Here is a 19,005-nt window from a genome sequence, read left to right as displayed (position 1 = left end):
TCGACCCATGGGCACTTTTCTCTTCAGCGTAATGGACCGGTATGCAGGCGCCTTCCTGTTGATTTGTAGGAAAGGCATGGCTTCGATCCGTATGCAGAACAGCTGAGCCCTGAGGCGCGTTCCGCACACTCAGGACTCCTGCTCTTGTGCTGGACCGCTTCCCGCGCAGCCCTCAATCCTGCCCCTTCCACGCCCCCGAAGCCGCCGCCGCGCGGAACTTGGCGCGGTTGGCCGGGGTGTCGGCGGGTTCCGACTCGCCGAAGATCGCTTTCATCCAGTGGCCGTCGGTGGGGTTGGGGAAGAGGATGAATCTGTCGCCGAACTGGGCGCGGTCCTCGTCCAGCAGGGCGGCGCGCTGGCTGGCGTCGTCGACGTAGTAGCGGCGTTTGAAGTCGTTGAGGTTGTCGCCCAGCATCAGCAGCACGTCGTAGCGTTCGGCGATGGCTTTCTGCGCGGGTTCCTTGTTGGAGCTTTCGCGCAGGATGGTGACGTGTTCCTTGTCGGCGAAGGGTACCTTGAGGTTGCGCAGGTTGTTCAGGGCGTATTCGTCGGTCCTGTCGCCCTGGTCGCGGCTGGAGACGTAGAAGATTTCCACGCCCCGGGACTTCGCATAATCGAGGAAGTCCAGCGCGCCGGGCGTCAGGGTGGGGCCGTTGGCGGCTACCCAGCGGTCCCAGAGGGCGTCGTCGAAGAAGTCCTTGCCCTGGCTGATCAGGGCGCCCCAGTAGCTGTTGCTGCTGAGGATGGTGTCGTCGAGGTCGCTGATGATCGCCGGCGGCCTGGCGCCGGGCTTGCGTTCGGCCAGCGCCTGGTCCAGGCGCAGCTTGGCCAGGTTGAAGCCCTGGTAGTACAGGGCGCGGTACTCGGCGGCCGTCTGCCGCCAGGCGACGGCGGCGGTCAGCAGGTTGGGCGAGGCGGTGCCGGTGTTCGCCGTGTCGGCCAGCGCCAGTTGGAAGGGCGCGGCGAGCAAGAGCATGGCTGCGGCGATTGTCGTTCTTGGATTGGGCATGGTGACGTTCCTTGTGGCTCCGCGCCGTGGCGGCGGGACTGGGGTTCTCATACCCCAGGCGGGGCGGGCCTCAATCGGGGCGACGCATATCCGTAAGGAGTTGGCGTGGTTGCGGAAGGAATTCGGGCGATGCCCGCATCCCCGATGCGCCATGGGATTGGCGTTGCCGCCTGGGGATGGCGCCGGGCAGAAATAATGTCAAATTGCCGCCAATGCACGTAGGCGCTTTCCCGCCGATCTGCTAGCGTGCATCTACCAGATGCCTGGATCAGGATGATGTATGGGTGCTGTGGTCGGTAAGGGGTTGTCTTTCGCCAGGCGCATCTATCTTCCGCGCATGGTCGGCCTGGGCATCGGCTTCTTCTGCGTGGCGGCGGCGCTGGCGCCGTTGCAGCGGCCGGGCTGGGCCTGGGGGCTGCTGGTGGCCAACGGTTTCCTCTGGCCGCACCTGGCCTACCAACTGGCGCGCCTGTCGCGGGCGCCGTACCAGGCGGAGCGGCGCAACCTCCTGCTGGATTCGCTGTTCGGCGGCTTCTGGGCCGGGGCCATGCAGCTCAACCCGCTGCCGAGCGTGACCATCCTGTCGATGATGGCGATGGACAACGTCGCCGCCGGCGGCCTGCGTTTCTTCCTGATGGGGTGCGTGGCGCAGCTGCTGGGCGTGCTGCTGGCCTGGCTGTGCTTCGGCATCGCCTTCAGCGCCGTGGCCACGCCGCTGCAGGTGTACGCCTGCCTGCCGATGCTGGTGGTCTACCCGCTGGCGGTGGGCGGCGTGAGCTACAGCCTGGCCAGGCGCCTGTCCGAGCACAAGCAGGCGTTGCGCGCGGTCAGCCGCACCGACAGCCTCACCGGGCTGCTCAACCATGGTTCCTGGATGGACCAGCTGGAGAGCGAATTCCAGAAATGCCGCCAGCAGCACACCCGGGCCAGCGTGGCGCTGATCGACATCGACCACTTCAAGGGCATCAACGACCGCTTCGGCCACGTGCTGGGCGACATGGTCATCACCGAGCTCAGCCACCTGCTCACCCATTCGCTGCGCGACACCGACACCCCGGGGCGCTATGGCGGCGACGAGTTCTGCGTGATCCTGCCCGGCACCACCCAGGTGCTGGCGGTGGAGATCATGGAGCGCCTGCGCCAGGGCTTCGCCGAGAAGCACTACCAGCTGGCGGCGGACCTGTCCGTCGGCCTGAGCATCGGCGTGGCGTCCTACAGCCCTTACCAGGTGGATGCCAGCGCCTGGCTGGGCGAGGCGGACAAGGCGCTGTACCGGGCCAAGCACCAGGGCCGCAACCAGGTGGTGGGCGCCGAGCCTCAGCCGCAGTAGCCGTCCATCTTCAGCCGGTTCTTCTCGCTGGGATCGGCCTGGTACTGCTGGCGCCAGAACTGGCAGGGCGCGCTGTTGAAGCGCCGCTCATGCTCGCTCTGCTCGACCTGCCGGCCTTGCTCGGCCTGGGCCTTGCGCTGGTTCTCCAGGTACTGCTGGAACATCGCCGCATTGGTATCCTGGCCGGGCGCCGGGGTGGTGGCCGGCGCCGGCGACAGGCGCGCCGGCAACGGCAGGGGCGCGCCGGGCCACAAGCGCAGGAGCAGCACGCAGCTCAGGGCCACGGCGACGAAGCCCAGCCAGATGCCGGCGGCGATGCCGAGGGCGAGTTTCCAGAAGCTGGGGCTGGGCGAGGACATGGCGGCTCCATTGGGCGAGAGTGCAATGGATAACCCAATTCCCGCGCCGGAGAAAGCCTCGGCCGCGCCTGCACCTCAGCCCTGCGGCTGTTCGAAGGCTTCCAGGGCGCGCAGCGAGTAGACGTAGGCGGCGCCGGCGTTCATGGCGATCGCCGTGGCCAGCGCCTGGGCCACTTCGGCCTCGCTGGCGCCGGCCTTGCGCGCGGCCTCGGCATGCACGCCGATGCAGCCGTCGCAGCGGGTGGTGATGGCCACCGCCAGGGAGATCAGTTCGCGGGTCTTGGCGTCCAGTGCGTCGCCGTCCGCCGCGGCGGCATCCAGCGCCTGGTAGGCGGCGATCATCTTCGGATGCTTCTTGCCCAATGCACCGAAGGCCTTCTTCACCGCGGGAACGTATTCGGACCAGTTGAACAGCATGGCGGCATCTCCTTTTCGGGTTGACGGCCATGCAGCTTAGTCCGGGTTGCGCCGGTCTGCGGGCGGGCCCGCTCAGAACGCCTCGACGATCTCGTAGGCCTGGCGCGCCGAGCCCTGGCCGACCTCGACCTCGTCGCCGGGGTGGCGGCCGAGCAGGGCGCCACCCAGCGGCGAGCGCGGGGTGATGACCAGGACCTCGTGGCCGTCCAGGGCGATCTTCAGGCCGGCGGCGTCCGGGCCGAGGAACAGCCAGCGGCGGCGGTCGTCGCGGTCGGCTAGCTCGACCAGGGCGCTGGTCTGGATGCCCAGGTCGGCGTCGAAGTCGCGCAGCACCAGGCCCTGGAACGAGGCGAGCGCCTGGCGGATCTCCTCTACCCGGCGTGATTGCCCGGCGGCCAGGTAGGCCGCCTCGAGGCCGAGGGTGTCGTACTTGTTCTCGGCGACGTTTTCCTCGTGGGTGGCTGCCTCGTGGGCGGTGCGCGCGGCGCGGACGGCGACTTCGAGGTCGGCGTCGAGGCGCTGGAGGATCAACTGGTGGGCGCGTTGCTTGTCCATGGTGACGGCTGCCTGGGCATGAAGGGGCCTATCCTAGGGCCTTTGCCTGGCATCGGCGAATGGTCTTTCAAGTTTTTCCTACGGCAGTCGATAGAGGGGCAGAACACCCGGAACAAGGAACCTCGGGCATGAACCTTTCCCTGACGCCCTCCAGCCAGACCTTCGCCGGCTCGTTGCGGATAGCGACCCGCAACGGCGATGGCGGCACGGCGGCCGATGCCGCCCAGGACGACAGTGCCGCGACCACCCGCAACGCCACCTCCGCAAGCACGGGCGGCAAGCGGGGCGCGGGCGCGGCCGCCGGCGGTGGCGAAAGTGGCGGCAGCTCCAGCGTCGCCGTCGAGCAGTTGCAGAAGCGCCTGCAACAGCTGCAGAAGCAGTTGCAGCAGGAGCAGCGGGAACTGGCGGCGGCGCAGGCGCGGGAATATTCGTCGGAAAACGAGCGCACCGCGACCATCATGGCCCTGCAGAGCCGCATCGCCAGTACCAGCGCCGCCCTGCAGGCCACGGCGGCGGCGCTGGCCGAGGCGATCCGCAATGGTGGCGGTGGCGCCGGTGCCTTGCTCAGCACCAGCGCCTGAGGCCCCGGGCCGGCCTCAATAGCCGGCCAGGATGTTGACGATCACCCCAGTGGCGATGGCCACCAGCACGTAGTCGCCGTTGACGTACAGCCAGCGATGGTCGCGCGGCGGCGCGTAGAGGTGACGGGCGCGCCAGTCGGTGACCCAGTAGCGGTCGCTGCGGTAGACCGGCTGCACCACCACGCCACGGCGCCATTCGCGATGCGGCACCGGCATGCCGGCCTGCGGGCGGAAGTGCGGGTCGCGGTAGTAGCGCGGGTCGGCGTGGCCCGTGCGGCCCTGGTAGTGGCCGCCCTGGTGGCCTTTCTGCTGTTGGTATTGCTGGTGCTGCTGTGGGCGATTGTCCGGGCGGTTCGGGCCGTGGTCCGGGCCGGGGCCCGGCTGGGCGAAACTCGCCAGCGGGCTGCCGAGCATCAGGGCGGCACAGAGCAGGGCGACGGTCTTCTTCATGCTGTTCTCCTGGTGCGGCCGCCGGATGCGGCGCGCACTGCGTATCGGTCGATCCCGGCACCGGGCGCAGCCGGTTCGGGTACTTCATGAGACCGCACGGCCAGGTCAGGAAACGCCAATGCCGGGTAAAGGTCCGGTAAAGAATGCGCCGGTTTTGTCATGGCGCCGATACATGGCTGCCCGAACATCGCCCCGCAGCCTCCCGCGGGGTGGGCCGCGGCGAAGGGTGCTTTGTGTGGTTCACACATTTGATGGTATGTTTGCATCAAATGCACGAAAGAGGTACGGCATGAGCGCACTGATCCGGGAAACCCCGTCGGCCGACCTGGTACTGGCCAAGGCGGTACTGGCGGCCCGTGAGCAACTGGGCATGACGCAGCAGGAGCTGGCCGCCATCGTCGGCGTCGATCGCAGCGCGGTGAGCCGCTGGAAGAGCGGCGGCCTGCGGGTGGGCAGCAAGACCGGCGAACTGGCGTTGCTGCTGGTGCGGGTGTACCGCGCGCTCTTCGCCCTGTTCGGCGGCAACCTGGAAGACATGCGCCACTTCCTGCGCACCCCCAACCGCCACCTGAGCGGCGTGCCCCTGCAGAGGATGGAGCAGGTGCAGGGCCTGGTGCAGGTGGTCGAGTACCTGGACGCCATCCGGGGCAAGATCTGAATGGCGCCCGACGTCGGCGCCGAGCTGTGGCGCGAATGCCGGGGCGAGCAGGCCATCGCTCCGCTGCGGGGCAAGCTGGTGCGCCTGGTGGAAAGCCAGGAGCAGGTCGCCACCCTGCAACTGGTGGATACCCTGGAGGAACAGGCCCTGCTGGAAGAGCTGATCGAGACCAGCAAGCCGCACCTGCCGCCTTCCAGCGAAACCCTGCACTACCTGCTGAAGACACCGTTCCGCTACCCGCCGCTGCGCTGGGGCTCGCGCTTCGGCCGGCGCCACGAGCCCAGCCTGTTCTACGCCGCGCTGCGCCTGGAAACGGCCATGGCCGAGGGAGCCTATTACCGCTTCGTGCTCTGGGAGGGCATGGCCAGCCCGCCGCCCAGCGGGCGCATCCTGTCCGAGCACGCGTCCTTCGAGGCGCGTTTCCAGGTACAGCGGGGCATCCGCCTGCAGGCGCCGCCCTTCGACCGCTACGCCGAGCGCCTGCAGGACCCGCGGGACTACCACCTGAGCCAGGCGCTGGGCAGCACCATGCGCGCCGCCGCGGTGGAAGCCTTCGAATACCGCTCGGCGCGCTGCCCGGAAGGGGGGCTGAATGCCGCGCTCTTCGTGCCTTCGGCCTTCGTCGACAAGCGCCCGCGCAACCTCATGCCCTGGCTGTGCGAGACCACCGCCGACTACGTGGCCTTCAAGCACGCCCAGGTGCCAGGGGCGCCGCGGCTGTTCCCGCGCGCGGGGTTCCTGGTGGAGGGCGACCTGCCGCACCCGGCCTGACCGTCCGTCGTCCTGCCCGCCCGGGGCGGGACGAACGCGCTAGCTTATGGCGCTGGCCAAGCAACGGAGTGCGCCATGGACATTCGCCTGGAAGCCCATCCCCATGACCGCCGACAGTGGCGCGTCTACCTCAACCAGTACTTCTTCCAGTACCCCGACAGGCCCACCGCGCAGCGCATGTACGAGCACGTGCTGGAGTCCTTGGGCCGGGCCGCGCCTGCCGCCCAGGCGGCCAGCATCCCGCGCCAGGAACGTCGGCGCAGAGCCCGCGAATGCGTCTGATTCGCCCCTGAGCCTTGCCTGAAAACACCTTCAGCTTGCCCCGAAATGAGGCGGTCCGCCCCTGTACGGCGCGGACTTGTGCACAATGTTGGGGGTTGTTGTCAAGCACCGGAAACATTCCTCCGTAAGCGCTTGATTTTTCGTCGAGCGTTTGTAAATTATTGATTTATAATGACTTTCTTGATTGGTGAAAAAAGCACCAATCTAAGCGGCAGCCGCAGCGGGCAAGGCGTATAAGACGTTTTCATCACCTTATCCACGAGGTTATCCACAGCTTCTGTGGATTGTCCCAAGCGCTTGCTTTCCTTCGGCGTTGTCAAGAGTCATTACGGTAAAAGCCGCACTGAATTCCGATTCGCGGCTGCTACCATGGCGCGAATTTTCCTGCGACCACCCGCCCTGGAGCGCCCATGCCCATCGACTTGCCCAACCTGCTGATCGGACTGCTGGCCGCTGCGCTGCCGCTGGGCTGGTTGGCCTGGCATCTGCGCGAGCGCGCGGCGCGGCAGGAGAGCGAGCTGGTACTGCTGAATGAGCGCCTGGCTACCGCGCAATTGGCCCAGGACGGCCTGGGCGCGCAACTGGAGGCCGAGCGCGAAGCCTTCCAGCGCCTGAGCGGCCGCCATGGCGAACTGGCCGGCGAGGCCGCGGCCCTGCGCCGCGAGGTGGACCTGGGCCGCGCCGAGCGCGAGCGCCAGCAGCAGGCCGAGCGCAACTGGCAGGCCGAGCGCGAGGGCCGCGAGGAAGAGCTGCGCCGGCTGTCCGCCGAGCGCGCCGCGCTGGCCGCCGAACTGCGCGAGCAGCAGGAGGGCCACCAGCAGCGCCTGGGCGACCTGCAGGCGGCCCGCGACGAGTTGCGCGCGCAGTTCGCCGAGCTGGCCGGGAAGATCTTCGAGGAGCGCGAGCAGCGCTTCGCCGAGGCCAGCCAGCAACGCCTGGGGCAGTTGCTCGACCCGTTGAAGGAGCGCATCCAGTCCTTCGAGAAGCGCGTGGAAGAGAGTTATCAACAAGAGGCTCGCGAGCGCTTCTCCCTGGGCAAGGAACTGGAGCGCCTGCAGCAGCTCAACCTGCGCCTGGGCGAGGAGGCGACCAATCTGACCCGCGCCCTCAAGGGCCAGAAGACCCAGGGCAACTGGGGCGAGCTGGTGCTGGAGCGCGTGCTGGAGCATGCCGGCCTGGAGAAGGGCCGCGAGTACGAGACCCAGGTGAGCCTGCGCGCCGCCGATGGCGAGCGCTTTCAGCCCGACGTGCTGATCCGCCTGCCCGGCGACAAGCAGGTGGTGGTGGACGCCAAGGTCAGCCTCACCGCCTACCAGCAGTTCGTCGCCAGCGAGGACGAGGTGATCCGCCAGCAGGCGCTGAAGCAGCACGTGCTGTCCCTGCGCAGCCACGTGAAGGGGCTCTCCGGCAAGGACTACCGGCGCCTGGAAGGCCTGCACAGCCTGGACTTCGTGCTGCTCTTCATGCCGGTGGAGGCAGCCTTCTCGGTGGCCCTGCAGGCCGAGCCGAACCTGTTCCAGGAGGCTTTCGAGCGCAACATCGTGATCGTCAGCCCGACCACCCTGCTGGCCACCCTGCGGGTGATCGACAGCCTCTGGCGCCAGGAGCGGCAGACGCAGAACGCCCGCGAGATCGCCGAGCGCGCCGGCGCGCTGTACGACAAGTTCGTGCTCTTCGTCCAGGACCTGGACGAGATGGGCTCGCGCCTGCAGCAGCTGGACAAGGCCTACGCGGCGGCGCGCAACAAGCTCTGCGAGGGCCGCGGCAACCTGATCAGCCGCGCCGAGCAGGTCAAGCTGCTCGGCGCCCGGGCCAGCAAGAGCCTGCCGGGCGACTGGCTGGAGCGGGCGCTGGGCGACGAGCCGCAGGTGGTGGAAGAGGACAAGTAGTCCCAGCGTTTCTCCGTGCGAACCGTAGGGCGAATAACCGTTCGCGGTTATCCGCCGTTGGCCCGAATACCGGAGCCCGAGGGCCACGGCGGATAACGCCGTAGGCGTTATGCGCCCTACGCCCTGGCTTTTCGTGGGAGCGAGCTTGCTCGCTCCTGCAACTTCACGCCCGCGCCGCGCGGCTGGCCGCCGGGGAGCTCGCCAGGTAGTCCAGGGCCTCCTGGGTGTTGGCCTCGTGGTCCGGGTGGTACCAGGGCTTGAAGTAGCGCAGGAAGCTGGCGCCCACCGCGGCCATCCTGGGCAGCAACCCGCGCTTCTCGCTGTCGCGCCAGATGCGCCAGAAGCTGCGTGGCTTGCCCAGGCTCGGGTCCTGGCGGGCGAGGGTGCGGGTGCCGAAGGCGAACAGCCAGATGATCAGCGGCCAGACCACGAGCATCCACAGCTGGCGGCTGACGAAGCTGCCGCCCAGGTGCACGTGCAGGTCGTGGGCGACGTTGCGGTGCTCCACTTCCTCGGCGCCGTGCCAGCGGAACAGGTCCAGCAGCACCGGGTCGGAGCCGGCGCGGTCCAGCGCCTCGGCCTCCAGCACCCATTTGCCGAGCACACAGGTGAAGTGCTCGACCGCGGCGACTATGGCGCAGCGCTGGCCGATCCACCAGCGGCGCAGCCAGGGCCTTTCGTTGAACGGCTGCAGCCCCAGCGGGGTGTCGCTGAGCAACTGCTCGAACAGGTAGTCCATGGCCTTCAGGTAGCGGCTGGAGTCGATGCCGTGCACCGTCAGGTAGCGCTCCACGGCGCCGGAGTGGGCGCGGGCGTGCATCGCTTCCTGGCGGATGAAGCCCTGCACGTCGTCGCGCATGCGCGCGTCCTTCACGAAGGGCAGGGCCTTGTTGTACAGGCGGCAGAACCACAGCTCGCCGGCCGGCAGCATCATGTGGATGACGTTGATGACGTGGGAGGCCTCGGCCTGCCCGGGGATCCAGTGCAGCGGCGAGCCGCTGTAGTCGAACTGCACCTTGCGCTGCACCAGGCGGTGATGATGGTCGGTCATGGCGAAGCCCTCAGGAGGTCAGGTCGAAACGTGCGAACAGGCGCGACAGGCCGGGCAGCAGGCGCCACTGCCAGCGGGCCAGGTGCACCTCGGCGCCGGCGGCGACCACCGGCTGGTTGCGCTGCACGGCCTGGACGATCCTCTCGCCCACCCTGTCCGGGCCGAGCCGGCGGCGGCGGTAGAAGCGCTGCACCTTGGCCCGGCGGCGGGCCTGCTGTTCCTCGCTCAGGCCGGCGAAGCGGGTGGCCTGGACGATGCCGGTGTCGACGAAGCCGGGGCAGGCGGCGCTGACGCCGATGCCGTGCCCGGCCAGTTCGGCGCGCAGGCATTCGCTGAGCATCAGCACCGCCGCCTTGCTGGTGGCGTAGGCCGGGTAGTTGCGCGAGGGCGCGAAGGCCACGCCGGAGGCGACGTTGACCAGGTGCCCGGGCTTGCCGGCCTCGACCATCTGCCGGCCGAACAGGCGGCAGCCGTCGATGACGCTCCACAGGTTGACGCGCAGCAGGCGTTCCCAGTCCTGCGCGCTGGTGTCGAGCATGGCGCCGGCCAGGCCGATGCCGGCGTTGCTGACCACCACGTCGGGCACGCCCAGGCTGCTTTTCACCCAGGCGGCGAAGCGCTCCATGGCGGCGCTGTCGCCGACGTCCACGCAATAGCTGAAGGCCGTGGCGCCGAGGTGGCGGGCCTGGGCGGCGCTGGCTTCGGCGGCGGCCGGGTCGATGTCCGCGGCGAGCACGCTGGCGCCCTGTCCGGCGAAGCGCAGCAGGGTGGCGCGGCCGATGCCGCCGCCGGCGCCGGTGACCACCACCAGCTTGCCGGCGAAAGGCCCGGCGCCGGGCTTCTGCAGGGCGCGCTGCAGCGGCTGGCTGGCCTCGCCGCCGTCGATGTGGTGGGCGAATTCGTCGATCCAGCCGGCCAACTGCTCCGGCTCGGCGAGCAGTTGCCAGTGCCCGGCGGTCACCTCGCGGCGCCACAGCCGCGGCGCCCACAGCGAGAGCTGCTGGAACAGCTGCTGGCCGACGTAGCGGTCGCGGGTCGGCACCACCAGTTGCACCGGCACCTCGGTGTGGCGCTTGCGCGGCTTGAAGATCGAACCGATGAAGTTGGCCCGGTACAGCTTCACGCCGTGCTCGCCGTCGCTGGCCTGGTGCGGGTTGCGCCCGGGGTTGCGGATGCCCTCGACCTTGCGCAGGTACCGCGGCCACAGGCGCGCGGCGCCCAGGCGCCAGGACAGCGCCGGCAGCAGCGGCAGGTGGAAGTAGTAGATGTACCAGGAGTGCAGCAGCTGGCTGAGCACCTGCAGCAGCGCGGCCGGGCGCCTGCGCCGAAGGCGGTCGCGCATCCAGTGGCCGACGTGGTCCAGGCAGGGCCCGGAGATGCTGGTGTAGGAGGCGATGCGCTGGCGCAGCGCCGGGTCGGTGACGCTCTCCCAGGTCTGGATCGAACCCCAGTCGTGGGCTACAAGATGCACCGGGCGCCCGGGGCTGACGGCGTCGAGCACGGCCTTGAGGTCCTGGCTGAGCAGCTCCAGGCGGTAGTCGCGGGTGCGCCGCGGCTTGTCCGACTCGCCGGCGCCGCGCACGTCGTAGGCCACCACCTGGTAGCGGCCGAGCAGGCGGGCGATCAGCGGCAGCCAGACCTCATGGTTGTCCGGGTAGCCGTGGACGAACAGCAGCATCGGCTTGTTCGCCTCGCCCCAGCGGTACACCGCCAGGCGCACCGCGCCGGACTGCACGTCGAGGCGTTCGGCCGGCGGCAGGCCGGGGTTCTCGAGCATGGCGTTCATGCGGCCTCCCGTGCTGGCGGCGGGAGCGGATGGGCGGACGGGGTGCCTCGGGGCATGACGTTCTCCAGGCCATTGTTGTTGTGTGGAGCGACCGTGACATCGTTCGATGTCATGATCGATGCTGACCGATTCGCATCACCCGCGCCATGCCCGGCGGCGGTGTTACCGATGCGGGCAGAGGCCTGTGGCCCAGGCGCCATGCGGGTTCGGCGCCTGGGGTGGGTGGGGCGGGAAACTGAAGTCCCGCCTTTGGTTGGGCGCACCGGCCCGCCGCGGCTGCGCTTTCGTATCGATGCTTTCCGGTTGTGGCCGGCGCCGGGCGCTGGCTATGATCGCCGCCATGAGCACGCCCCTGAGCCTCCTGCAGCGCCTGCTCCAGCGCCCCGAGCAAAGCCCGCGGGCGCTGGAGGACGAGCGCGAATTCAGCGTCGACGAGCTGGCCCGCGAGGCCGGCAGCACCGTGCGCAACGTGCGCGCCTACCAGGACCGCGGCCTGCTGCCGCCGCCCGAGCGGCGCGGCCGCAGCGGCGTCTACTTCGCCAGCCACCTGCGCCGCCTGCGCCTGATCGGCGGCCTGCTGGAGCGTGGCTACGGCCTGTCGAACATCAAGGAGCTGCTGGAAAGCTGGGAGCGCGGCCACGACCTGGACCACGTGCTGGGCCTGGACCAGGCCATCCTCGGCGCCTGGAACCTGGAGACGCCGGGGCAGATCGGCTTCGACGAACTGCAGGCGATCTTCGGCGACGAACTGGACGACGAGGTCATCGACCGCGCCCTGCAACAGGGCCTGCTGCAGTTCGACGGCGAACGCATCGGCATTCCCAGCCCGCGGCTGTTCAACGCCGGCGTCGAGCTGTACCGCTCGGGCATTCCCCTGGCCGCGCTGCTGGAACACCTGGCGGTGCTGCGCAGCGACACCGAGCACCTGGCCGCGGGCATCGTGCGCCTGGTGGTCACCCACCTGGTGGACAAGCGCGGCGCCGAGCTGCTGCCCGGCGCGGCCGACCTGGAGCAGCTGGCCGAGGTGTTCATGCGCCTGCGCCCGCTGGCCGAGCAGGTGGTGCTGGTGGAGCTGGCGCGGGGCCTGAAGCTGTCGGCCAACGAGATGCTCGGCGAGCGGGTGGGGGAGATCCTCCGGCAGTTCGAGCAGCCGCGTACCTGATGCAGGGCGTATGACCGTTCGCGGTAGTACGCCGTTACGCTGCATCTTGAACAGGCGCTTCGTGGTCGAATCCGCGGCGCGCCTGGGGCCGAGGCCAGGCGGCGGATGACCGCGAACGGTCATTCGCCCTACGAAGAACCTTGTGCCGCGTGCTGCAGGCGGTCGCGCAGCCAGGCGCGAGCCGGGTCGCGTTCGGCGTCCTCGCGCCAGATCTGCACGAAGTCGAAGCGCGGCAGCGCCAGCGGCGGTTCGAACACCGCCAGGGAGGCGGGCAGTTCCAGGCGTTCCAGGCAGCGCGCGGCTATGGTCAGGACCAGGTCGGTGCCTTCCAGCAGCGCCGGGGCCACGGTGAAGTGCGGCAGGGCTAGCGCCACCTGGCGGCGCAGGCCGAGCTTGCCGAGGGCGCCGTCGATTTCCTCCAGCGAGTCCTGCAGCGCCACCCGCACGTGGGCCGCCGCCAGGTAGGCCGGCAGCGACAGGCCGTCGGCGCGGTCCAGCAGGTCGCGCCGGCACACGCAAACGAAGCGTTCCTCGAACAGGCGCCAGGCGCGCACCCCGGCCGGCAGCACCGGGAACACGCCGAGGGCGCCGTCCAGCTCGCCTTCGGCGACCTGCCGGGCCATCTCCAGGCGCGATTCCTGGCTGACGCCGAGGCTGACCTGCGGCGCGCATTGGCGCAGGTCGCGCAGCAGGCGCGGCAGCAGCACCCAGGCGCCGTAGTCGGACATGCCTAGGCGGAAATGGCGGTGGCTGGAGGCCGCCTCGAACGCCGGCCCGCCCAGCAGGCCGCGCACGCCGTCGAGCACCTGGACCAGGCGCGGCGCCAGCTCCAGGGCGCGGGCAGTGAGCCGCATCTCGTTCTTCACCCGCACCAGCAGCGGGTCGCCGAGCTGCTCGCGCAGGCGCGCCAGGGCATGGCTCACCGCCGGCTGCGACATGGCCAGGCGCTCGGCGGCGCGGGACACGTGGCGTTCGGCGAGGAGGGCGTCGAGGATCACCAGCAGGTTGAGGTCCAGGCGGCGCAGGTCATGAATGTCATGCATATGGGCTGTATCGAATGTGCATTTCCATTCGTGCAGTGGATAGCAAAGGATGGGCCCGTCCACAAGCAACGGAGTCCATCCATGTCGAAGATCCTGCTCATCAGCCTGGCCATCTCGGTCGGCGGCCTGGTCGCCCTGCAGGCCGGCAGCAACGCCTTCCTCGGCCGCCAGCTGGGCCACCCGCTGAGCGCCAGCCTGGCCTCGCTCGGCGTCAGCCTGGGCGTGGTGGTGCTGGCCCTGGTGATCATGCGCGTGCCCCTGCCGGCCGGCGCCGGGGTGGCGGCTACGCCCTGGTGGAGCTGGCTCGGCGGGCTGTTCGGCGCGGCCTACCTGACGGTGGCGGTGATGCTGGCGCCGCGCCTGGGCGGGGCGACCTTCCTGGCCTGCGTGGTGGCCGGGCAGATGCTGGTGTCGGCGCTGTGCGACCAGTTCGGCTGGATCGGCTTCCCGGTGCGCCGGCTGAGCGCCGAGGGCGTGCTGGCGCTGCTGCTGATCGTGGCCGGGGTGCTCCTGCTGCAATGGCGCGGGCGGCTCGCCTGAGTCACATGAGGAACAGCGTCAGCGCCCCCGCGGCCAGGCCCGCGACCATCACCGGCACGCTGCGCAGGGCCAGTTGGCCGCCGCCGACCAGGGCGATCAGGACGGCCTTGACCAGGCTGTTGCTGGCCACCGCGAGGACGATGCCGCGCCCGGCCACTTCGGCGTCCAGCCCGCCCAGGGCGTTGCTGGCCAGGGACAGGGTGATGGCGTCGACGTCGGCCAGGCCCGAGAGCAGCGCCACCAGGTACACGCCGACGTCGCCCAGGTAGCGGTGCCCGGCCTCGACCAGGAACAGGATCAGCGCCAGCAGGGCGGCGAAGCGCAGGGCCGGGCCCAGCTCGAAGGGGTTCTTCAGCGGCGGTTCGCTGGCGGCGGGCGCCTCGTCCCGGCTGGCGCGGCGCCAATACAGCAGCGCGCCGCCGGCGTAGACCAGGGTGGCGACGATCAGCGGCGGCAGTAGGTTCGGCAGCAGCTCGGCGTTGACCAGGCCCACCTCCAGCGCCACCCGCGGGAACATCAGCGCCGAGGTGGCCAGCAGGCCGGCGGCCAGCAAGGGTTGCAGGCGGCGCTGCTCGTGCATGCCGGCAAGGGTGAGGGTCATCGCCGTGGACGACACCAGGCCGCCGAGCAGCGCGGTGATCAGCAGGCCGTGGCGGGTCCCGGTGAGGCGCACGGCGACGTAGGCGGCGAAGCCCAGGCCGGCGATCAGCACCACCATCCACCAGCTGGCGTAGGGGTTGAACACCTGCCAGGGGCCGTAGCCCTGGTTGGGCAGCACCGGCAGCATCACCACCGAGATGAACAGCAGCTTGAAGGCCGCCGACAGTTCGCGGGCATCCAGGTGCTTCAGTACCGCGTGCAGGGACTCCTTCAGGCTCAGCAGCAGCGCCACCACCACGCCGCCGCCGGCGGCCAGCAGGCGGCTGTCGGCCACCGCCAGGCTGCCCAGCAGGAAGGTGGCGAGCAGGGCCACCTCGCTGGTCATGCCCTGGTCGCCGCTGCGGCCCACGTCGGCCAGGTAGCCGGCCACCGCCAGCAGGCCCACCAGCAGCGCCATCACCACCCAGGCCCAGACGCCGAAGTGCCCGGCCAGCAAGGCGCTCAGGCCGCCCAGCAGGCCGGCCAGGGTGAAGGTGCGGATGCCGGCGACCTGGCGGATGTCCTCGAAGTCGCGCTCGCGCCAGCCGCGCTCGGTGCCGACCAGCAGGCCGATGGCCAGGGCGGTGGTGAGGTCGAGGACGAGTTCCATGTGGTCCAGCATCGTGGGTGGGCTCCGTGCGGGGATGCTGGGAGTCTAGAAGCTGGTGGTGTGGAGGAGGTGTTCCAGGTCAAGCCGGGGATGCCATTCCCCTGTAGGAGCGCGCCCTGCGCGCGAAATCGCGGGCAGGGCCCGCTCCTACAAAGGGCACCCCGGCGCGGACTGCAAGACAGTTGCTCCTACGGGGGAGGAATACCGTGCCTCCCGGAACCGTAGGGCGGATAACCGTTCGCGGTTATCCGCCGATACACCGGGGTCACAGCCAACGCCAAGGTCAACCCCGGAGCCGCCGGCAAGCAAGGCCAAGCGGCGGATAACGCCGTAGGCGTTATGCGCCCTACGACGTCCGGTCAGCGCAGGCTCAGGTGCCGGCTCAGCAGCGCCCGCAGCGCCGCCGGCTTCACCGGCTTGGCGAGGAATTCCAGGCCGGCGGCGTGGATCTGCGCCACCAGCTCGGGGCGGGCGTCGGCGCTGATCACCACGCCCGGCACCGGCTCGCCCAGGCGGGCGCGCAGCCAGGCCATCAGCTCGGCGCCGGTCTCGCCGTTGTCCAGGTGGTAGTCGATCAGCGCCAGCTCCGGGCGCGCGTCGCTGTCCAGCAACTGCTCGCACTCGGCCTTGCTGCGCGCGGTGAGCACGCGGCAGCCCCAGCGGCTGAGCAGGCTGTTCATGCCGACCAGGATGCTGTCCTCGTTGTCCACGCACAGCACCTGGGCGCCGTTCAGCTCGGTGGGCACCTCGGCCTTGTGGCCGTTGAGCTCGGCCGGCGCCGGCTGCCGCGCCAGCGGCACGCTGACGCTGAACACGCTGCCCTTGCCCGGCCAGGAGCGCACCTGCAGGCGGTGGCCGAGCACCTTGCACAGCCGGTCGGCGATCGCCAGGCCCAGGCCCAGGCCTTTCTCGGCGCGGGTCTGGTGGCTGTCCAGGCGCTTGAATTCCTCGAAGATCACGCTGAGCTTGTCCTCCGGGATGCCCGGGCCGCGGTCCCAGACCTCCAGGCGCAGGTGCCCGTCCTCGCGGCGCACGCCCAGCAGCACGCGGCCCTTGGCGTAGCGGAAGGCATTGGTCAGGAAGTTCTGCAGCACCCGGCGCAGCAGCTTGATGTCGCTGTCCACCCGCAGCTTGCTGCCGCGCAGGTGGAAGTCGATGCCCTGTTCCTGGGCCAGGGCGCGGAACTCGGCGCCCAGCGGGTCGAGCAGGGCGCTGAGCGGGAAGGCCGCGCGCTCGGCGCTGACGCGGCCGCTTTCCAGGCGCGAGATGTCCAGCAGGTCGGTGATCAGGTCCTCGGCCGAACGCAGCGAGGAATCCAGGTGGCGCACCAGGTCGCTGGCCTCGCCGGACATCCCGCCTTGGTGCGCCAGCGCCGCGGAGAACAGCCGCGCGGCGTTCAGCGGCTGCATCAGGTCGTGGCTGACCGCGGCGAGGAAGCGCGTCTTCGACTGGTTGGCGGCCTCGGCGGTGCCCTTGGCCTCGGTCAGCGCCTGGTTCAGCTGCGAGAGCTCCTGGGTGCGTTCCTCGACGCGCTGCTCCAGGCTCTCGTTGGCTTCCTTGAGGCCGTGCTCGGCGTCGCGGAACGCGGTGATGTCGGTGAAGCTCATGACGAAGCCGCCGCCGGGCATGGGGTTGCCGATCAGCTCGATGACGCGGCCGTTGGGGAACAGCCGCTCGGAGGTGTGCGGGGTGCCCTGGCGCATCCAGTACAGGCGCTTGGCCACGTGCAGGTCGGGGTCGCCGGGCCCGCACAGGCCGCGCTCGGCGTTGTAGCGGATGATGTCGGCGATCGGCCGGCCGACGTGGATCAGCCCGTCGGGGTACTCGAACAGCTCGATGTAGCGGTGGTTCCAGGCCACCAGGCGCAGCGACTGGTCGACCACGCTGATGCCCTGGGTGATGTTCTCGATGGCGCCCTGCAGCAGGGCGCGGTTGAACTGCAGCACCTCGGAGGCTTCGTCGGCGATCTTCACCACGTCCTCCACCTGCATCTCGCGGCCCTCGATGGCGGCCTTGACCACCGCGCGCGCCGAGGAGGCGCCGAGCACGCCGGCGAGCAGGCGCTCGGTGTGGGCGATCCACTCGTCGTTGGCGTTCTGGCTGGGCACGAAGCCCTTGCCCTGGCGGTAGGCGAAGCGGATGAAGCTCTGCCGCGCGCGTTCCTCTCCGACGAAGCGCGCGGCGAGCATCAGCAGGTCTTCCAGTTGCACCGCCAGCATCGAGCGCGAGCTGAGCCGCTGGGAGATTTCCTGGCCGATGAAGCGGCTGGCCTGCCAGTGCTCGGAGACGCGGGTGCGGGAGAACACCGAGACCAGGCCGAACAGGGCGAAGTTGCCGATCAGCGAGAGCAGCACGCCGAGGGTCAGCGGCTCGATGTTGACGCCGAAGGGGTGGCCGGCCAGCCAGGTCAGCCCGGGGAAGTGCTCCAGCGGCCAGCCCAGGCTGCGGGCGATCACCGGCAGCACCAGGGTGTAGGCCCAGAGCGCGGAGCCGGCGGCCAGGCCCGCGAACACGCCGCGGCGGTTGGCCTGCTTCCAGTACAGCGCGCCTATCATCGCCGGGCCCAGCTGGGCGATGGCGGCGAAGGCGATCTGGCCGATGGTCGCAAGGCTCGCGGTGGAGCCCAGCAGGCGGTAGCTGACGTAGGCCAGCAGGAGGATCAGGGCGATGCTGACCCGGCGCACGGTGAGCAGCCAGTGGCGGAACACCTCGAAGGGCTGTTCGTCGTTGCCGCCGCGGCGGCGCAGCAGCCAGGGCAGCAGCATGTCGTTGGAGACCATGGTGGACAGCGCCACGCTGGCCACGATGACCATGCCGGTGGCCGCCGAGGCGCCGCCGATGAAGGCCAGCAGCGCCAGCGCCGGGTGTGCCTCGGCCAGCGGCAGGCTGATCACGAAGGAGTCGGGGATGACCCCCGGCGGCAGCTGCATCTGCCCGGCCAGGGCGATGGGCACCACGAAGAGCGCGGCCAGCACCAGGTAGGCGGGGAACACCCAGCGCGCCAGGTTGAGGTCGCGCGGCTCGATGTTCTCCACCACCAGCACGTGGAACTGCCGCGGCAGGCACATGATGGCGGTCATGGCCACGCCGGTCTGCAGCAGCATGGCCGGCCAGTGCACGGTCTCCTGCCAGTACTCGGCCAACTGCGGGGCGTCGCGGGCCTTGTCCAGCAGGTCGCCGAAGCCGTCGTAGAGGCCGAAGGTGACGAAGATGCCCACGGCGAGGAAGGCGGCCAGCTTGACCAGCGACTCGAAGGCGATGGCCAGCACCATGCCGCGGTGGTGCTCGGTGACGTCCAGGCTGCGGGTGCCGAAGACGATGGTGAACAGCGCCAGCACCAGCGAGACGATCAGCGCCGTGTCCTGGGCGCGGCTGCCGCCGGAGTCGGCGCCGGCGCCGATCAAGAGGTTCACGCCCAGGACGATGCCCTTGAGCTGCAGGGCGATGTAGGGCAGCACGCAGACCACGCAGATCAGCGCCACCACCACCGCCAGGGCCTGGGACTTGCCGTAGCGCGCGGCGATGAAGTCGGCGATGGAGGTGATGTTCTCCTGCTTGCTGATCATGATCATCTTCTGCAGCACCCAGGGCGCGAAGAGCATCAGCAGCACGGGACCGATGTAGATCGGCAGGAACGACCAGAGCTGGCCGGCGGCCTGGCCGACGGCGCCGAAGAAGGTCCAGCTGGTGCAGTACACCGCCAGGGACAGGCTGTAGACCCAGGCGCGCAGGCGCGGCGACAGGGGCGCGCGGCGGCGGTCGCCATAGAAGGCGATGGCGAACAGGATGGCCATGTAGAGAAGGGCGACCGTGGCGATCAGCCCGCTGGACAACGACATGTGAACTCCGAGAAATCGACGCGCTCCCCCGCAG

The 19,005-nt window shown here is 69.8% G+C and carries 18 protein-coding genes; 8 read left to right on the top strand and 10 right to left on the bottom strand.

Translation table 11 applies throughout. The features are described 5' to 3' along the window. Positions 1-172 precede the first annotated feature (172 nt). On the bottom strand, positions 173-1,009 hold the full coding sequence (locus CHC02_RS19645; RefSeq protein WP_089393113.1) for a 5'-nucleotidase, lipoprotein e(P4) family: 837 nt from the start codon (positions 1,007-1,009) through the stop codon (positions 173-175). Positions 1,010-1,289: 280 nt separating this feature from the next. Between CHC02_RS19645 and CHC02_RS19640 the strand changes: the two genes are divergently transcribed. Further along, positions 1,290-2,339 (top strand): diguanylate cyclase, encoded by a 1,050-nt coding sequence (locus CHC02_RS19640; RefSeq protein WP_089393112.1) that lies wholly within the window; start codon positions 1,290-1,292, stop codon positions 2,337-2,339. On the opposite strand, the gene CHC02_RS19635 is transcribed toward CHC02_RS19640, so the two are convergent. The 3 genes from CHC02_RS19635 to CHC02_RS19625 all read right to left on the bottom strand — a co-directional run bounded on the left by CHC02_RS19635 (position 2,327) and on the right by CHC02_RS19625 (position 3,670). Next, positions 2,327-2,698, bottom strand: a complete 372-nt coding sequence (locus tag CHC02_RS19635) for a hypothetical protein (protein WP_089393111.1) — start codon at positions 2,696-2,698, stop codon at positions 2,327-2,329. The genes CHC02_RS19640 and CHC02_RS19635 overlap by 13 nt on opposite strands. Before the next feature lie 75 nt (positions 2,699-2,773). Further along, on the bottom strand, positions 2,774-3,115 hold the full coding sequence (locus CHC02_RS19630) for a carboxymuconolactone decarboxylase family protein (RefSeq protein WP_089393110.1): 342 nt from the start codon (positions 3,113-3,115) through the stop codon (positions 2,774-2,776). Positions 3,116-3,187: 72 nt separating this feature from the next. Further along, complete coding sequence (locus CHC02_RS19625) at positions 3,188-3,670, bottom strand: GreA/GreB family elongation factor (RefSeq protein WP_089393109.1); 483 nt, start codon at positions 3,668-3,670, stop codon at positions 3,188-3,190. Between the two features lie 128 nt (positions 3,671-3,798). Here CHC02_RS19625 and CHC02_RS19620 point away from each other — a divergent pair, with 128 nt between their 5' ends. Beyond that, a complete protein-coding gene (locus CHC02_RS19620) occupies positions 3,799-4,251 on the top strand; it encodes a hypothetical protein (protein ID WP_089393108.1) in 453 nt (150 codons plus the stop codon). Between the two features lie 15 nt (positions 4,252-4,266). Here the strand turns inward: CHC02_RS19620 and CHC02_RS19615 are convergent, their stop codons facing one another. Then, a complete protein-coding gene (locus CHC02_RS19615) occupies positions 4,267-4,701 on the bottom strand; it encodes an RcnB family protein (RefSeq protein ID WP_024128552.1) in 435 nt (144 codons plus the stop codon). Between the two features lie 289 nt (positions 4,702-4,990). Here CHC02_RS19615 and CHC02_RS19610 point away from each other — a divergent pair, with 289 nt between their 5' ends. The 4 genes from CHC02_RS19610 (at position 4,991) to CHC02_RS19595 (ending at position 8,301) form a co-directional block, all read left to right on the top strand. Then, the gene (locus CHC02_RS19610; protein ID WP_043271094.1) at positions 4,991-5,359 is read left to right on the top strand and encodes an antitoxin Xre/MbcA/ParS toxin-binding domain-containing protein; all 369 of its coding nucleotides are present in this window, start codon (positions 4,991-4,993) and stop codon (positions 5,357-5,359) included. After that, positions 5,360-6,130, top strand: coding sequence for an RES family NAD+ phosphorylase (locus CHC02_RS19605; protein WP_089393107.1), 771 nt, complete (start codon positions 5,360-5,362; stop codon positions 6,128-6,130). Between the two features lie 75 nt (positions 6,131-6,205). Next, positions 6,206-6,412, top strand: a complete 207-nt coding sequence (locus tag CHC02_RS19600; RefSeq protein ID WP_089393106.1) for a hypothetical protein — start codon at positions 6,206-6,208, stop codon at positions 6,410-6,412. Positions 6,413-6,936: 524 nt separating this feature from the next. Continuing rightward, a complete protein-coding gene (locus tag CHC02_RS19595; protein ID WP_089393142.1) occupies positions 6,937-8,301 on the top strand; it encodes a DNA recombination protein RmuC in 1,365 nt (454 codons plus the stop codon). Positions 8,302-8,464: 163 nt separating this feature from the next. Here the strand turns inward: CHC02_RS19595 and CHC02_RS19590 are convergent, their stop codons facing one another. Next, positions 8,465-9,352, bottom strand: a complete 888-nt coding sequence (locus CHC02_RS19590) for a metal-dependent hydrolase (RefSeq protein ID WP_089393105.1) — start codon at positions 9,350-9,352, stop codon at positions 8,465-8,467. A 10-nt stretch (positions 9,353-9,362) separates the two neighbouring features. After that, positions 9,363-11,138, bottom strand: coding sequence for an SDR family oxidoreductase (locus CHC02_RS19585; RefSeq protein WP_089393104.1), 1,776 nt, complete (start codon positions 11,136-11,138; stop codon positions 9,363-9,365). Positions 11,139-11,478: 340 nt separating this feature from the next. Between CHC02_RS19585 and CHC02_RS19580 the strand changes: the two genes are divergently transcribed. After that, positions 11,479-12,300, top strand: a complete 822-nt coding sequence (locus CHC02_RS19580; RefSeq protein ID WP_279615556.1) for a MerR family transcriptional regulator — start codon at positions 11,479-11,481, stop codon at positions 12,298-12,300. A 128-nt stretch (positions 12,301-12,428) separates the two neighbouring features. Here the strand turns inward: CHC02_RS19580 and CHC02_RS19575 are convergent, their stop codons facing one another. Beyond that, positions 12,429-13,343, bottom strand: a complete 915-nt coding sequence (locus CHC02_RS19575; RefSeq protein ID WP_089393103.1) for a LysR substrate-binding domain-containing protein — start codon at positions 13,341-13,343, stop codon at positions 12,429-12,431. Positions 13,344-13,424: 81 nt separating this feature from the next. Between CHC02_RS19575 and CHC02_RS19570 the strand changes: the two genes are divergently transcribed. Beyond that, the gene (locus tag CHC02_RS19570) at positions 13,425-13,883 is read left to right on the top strand and encodes a DMT family transporter (RefSeq protein WP_089393102.1); all 459 of its coding nucleotides are present in this window, start codon (positions 13,425-13,427) and stop codon (positions 13,881-13,883) included. Position 13,884: 1 nt separating this feature from the next. On the opposite strand, the gene CHC02_RS19565 is transcribed toward CHC02_RS19570, so the two are convergent. Further along, positions 13,885-15,144 carry an MgtC/SapB family protein gene (locus tag CHC02_RS19565; protein WP_089393101.1) on the bottom strand — a complete coding sequence of 420 codons (1,260 nt, stop codon included), beginning with the start codon at positions 15,142-15,144 and terminating at the stop codon, positions 13,885-13,887. A gap of 347 nt (positions 15,145-15,491) precedes the next feature. Beyond that, entirely contained in the window at positions 15,492-18,971 is a 3,480-nt protein-coding gene (locus CHC02_RS19560; RefSeq protein ID WP_089393100.1) for a hybrid sensor histidine kinase/response regulator, read from the bottom strand. Positions 18,972-19,005: the final 34 nt, after the last annotated feature.

Origin of the sequence: Pseudomonas delhiensis (assembly GCF_900187975.1) — a bacterium.
Taxonomy (GTDB): Bacteria; Pseudomonadota; Gammaproteobacteria; order Pseudomonadales; family Pseudomonadaceae; genus Pseudomonas; species Pseudomonas delhiensis.
This window is presented reverse-complemented; position numbering and strand designations above follow the sequence as displayed.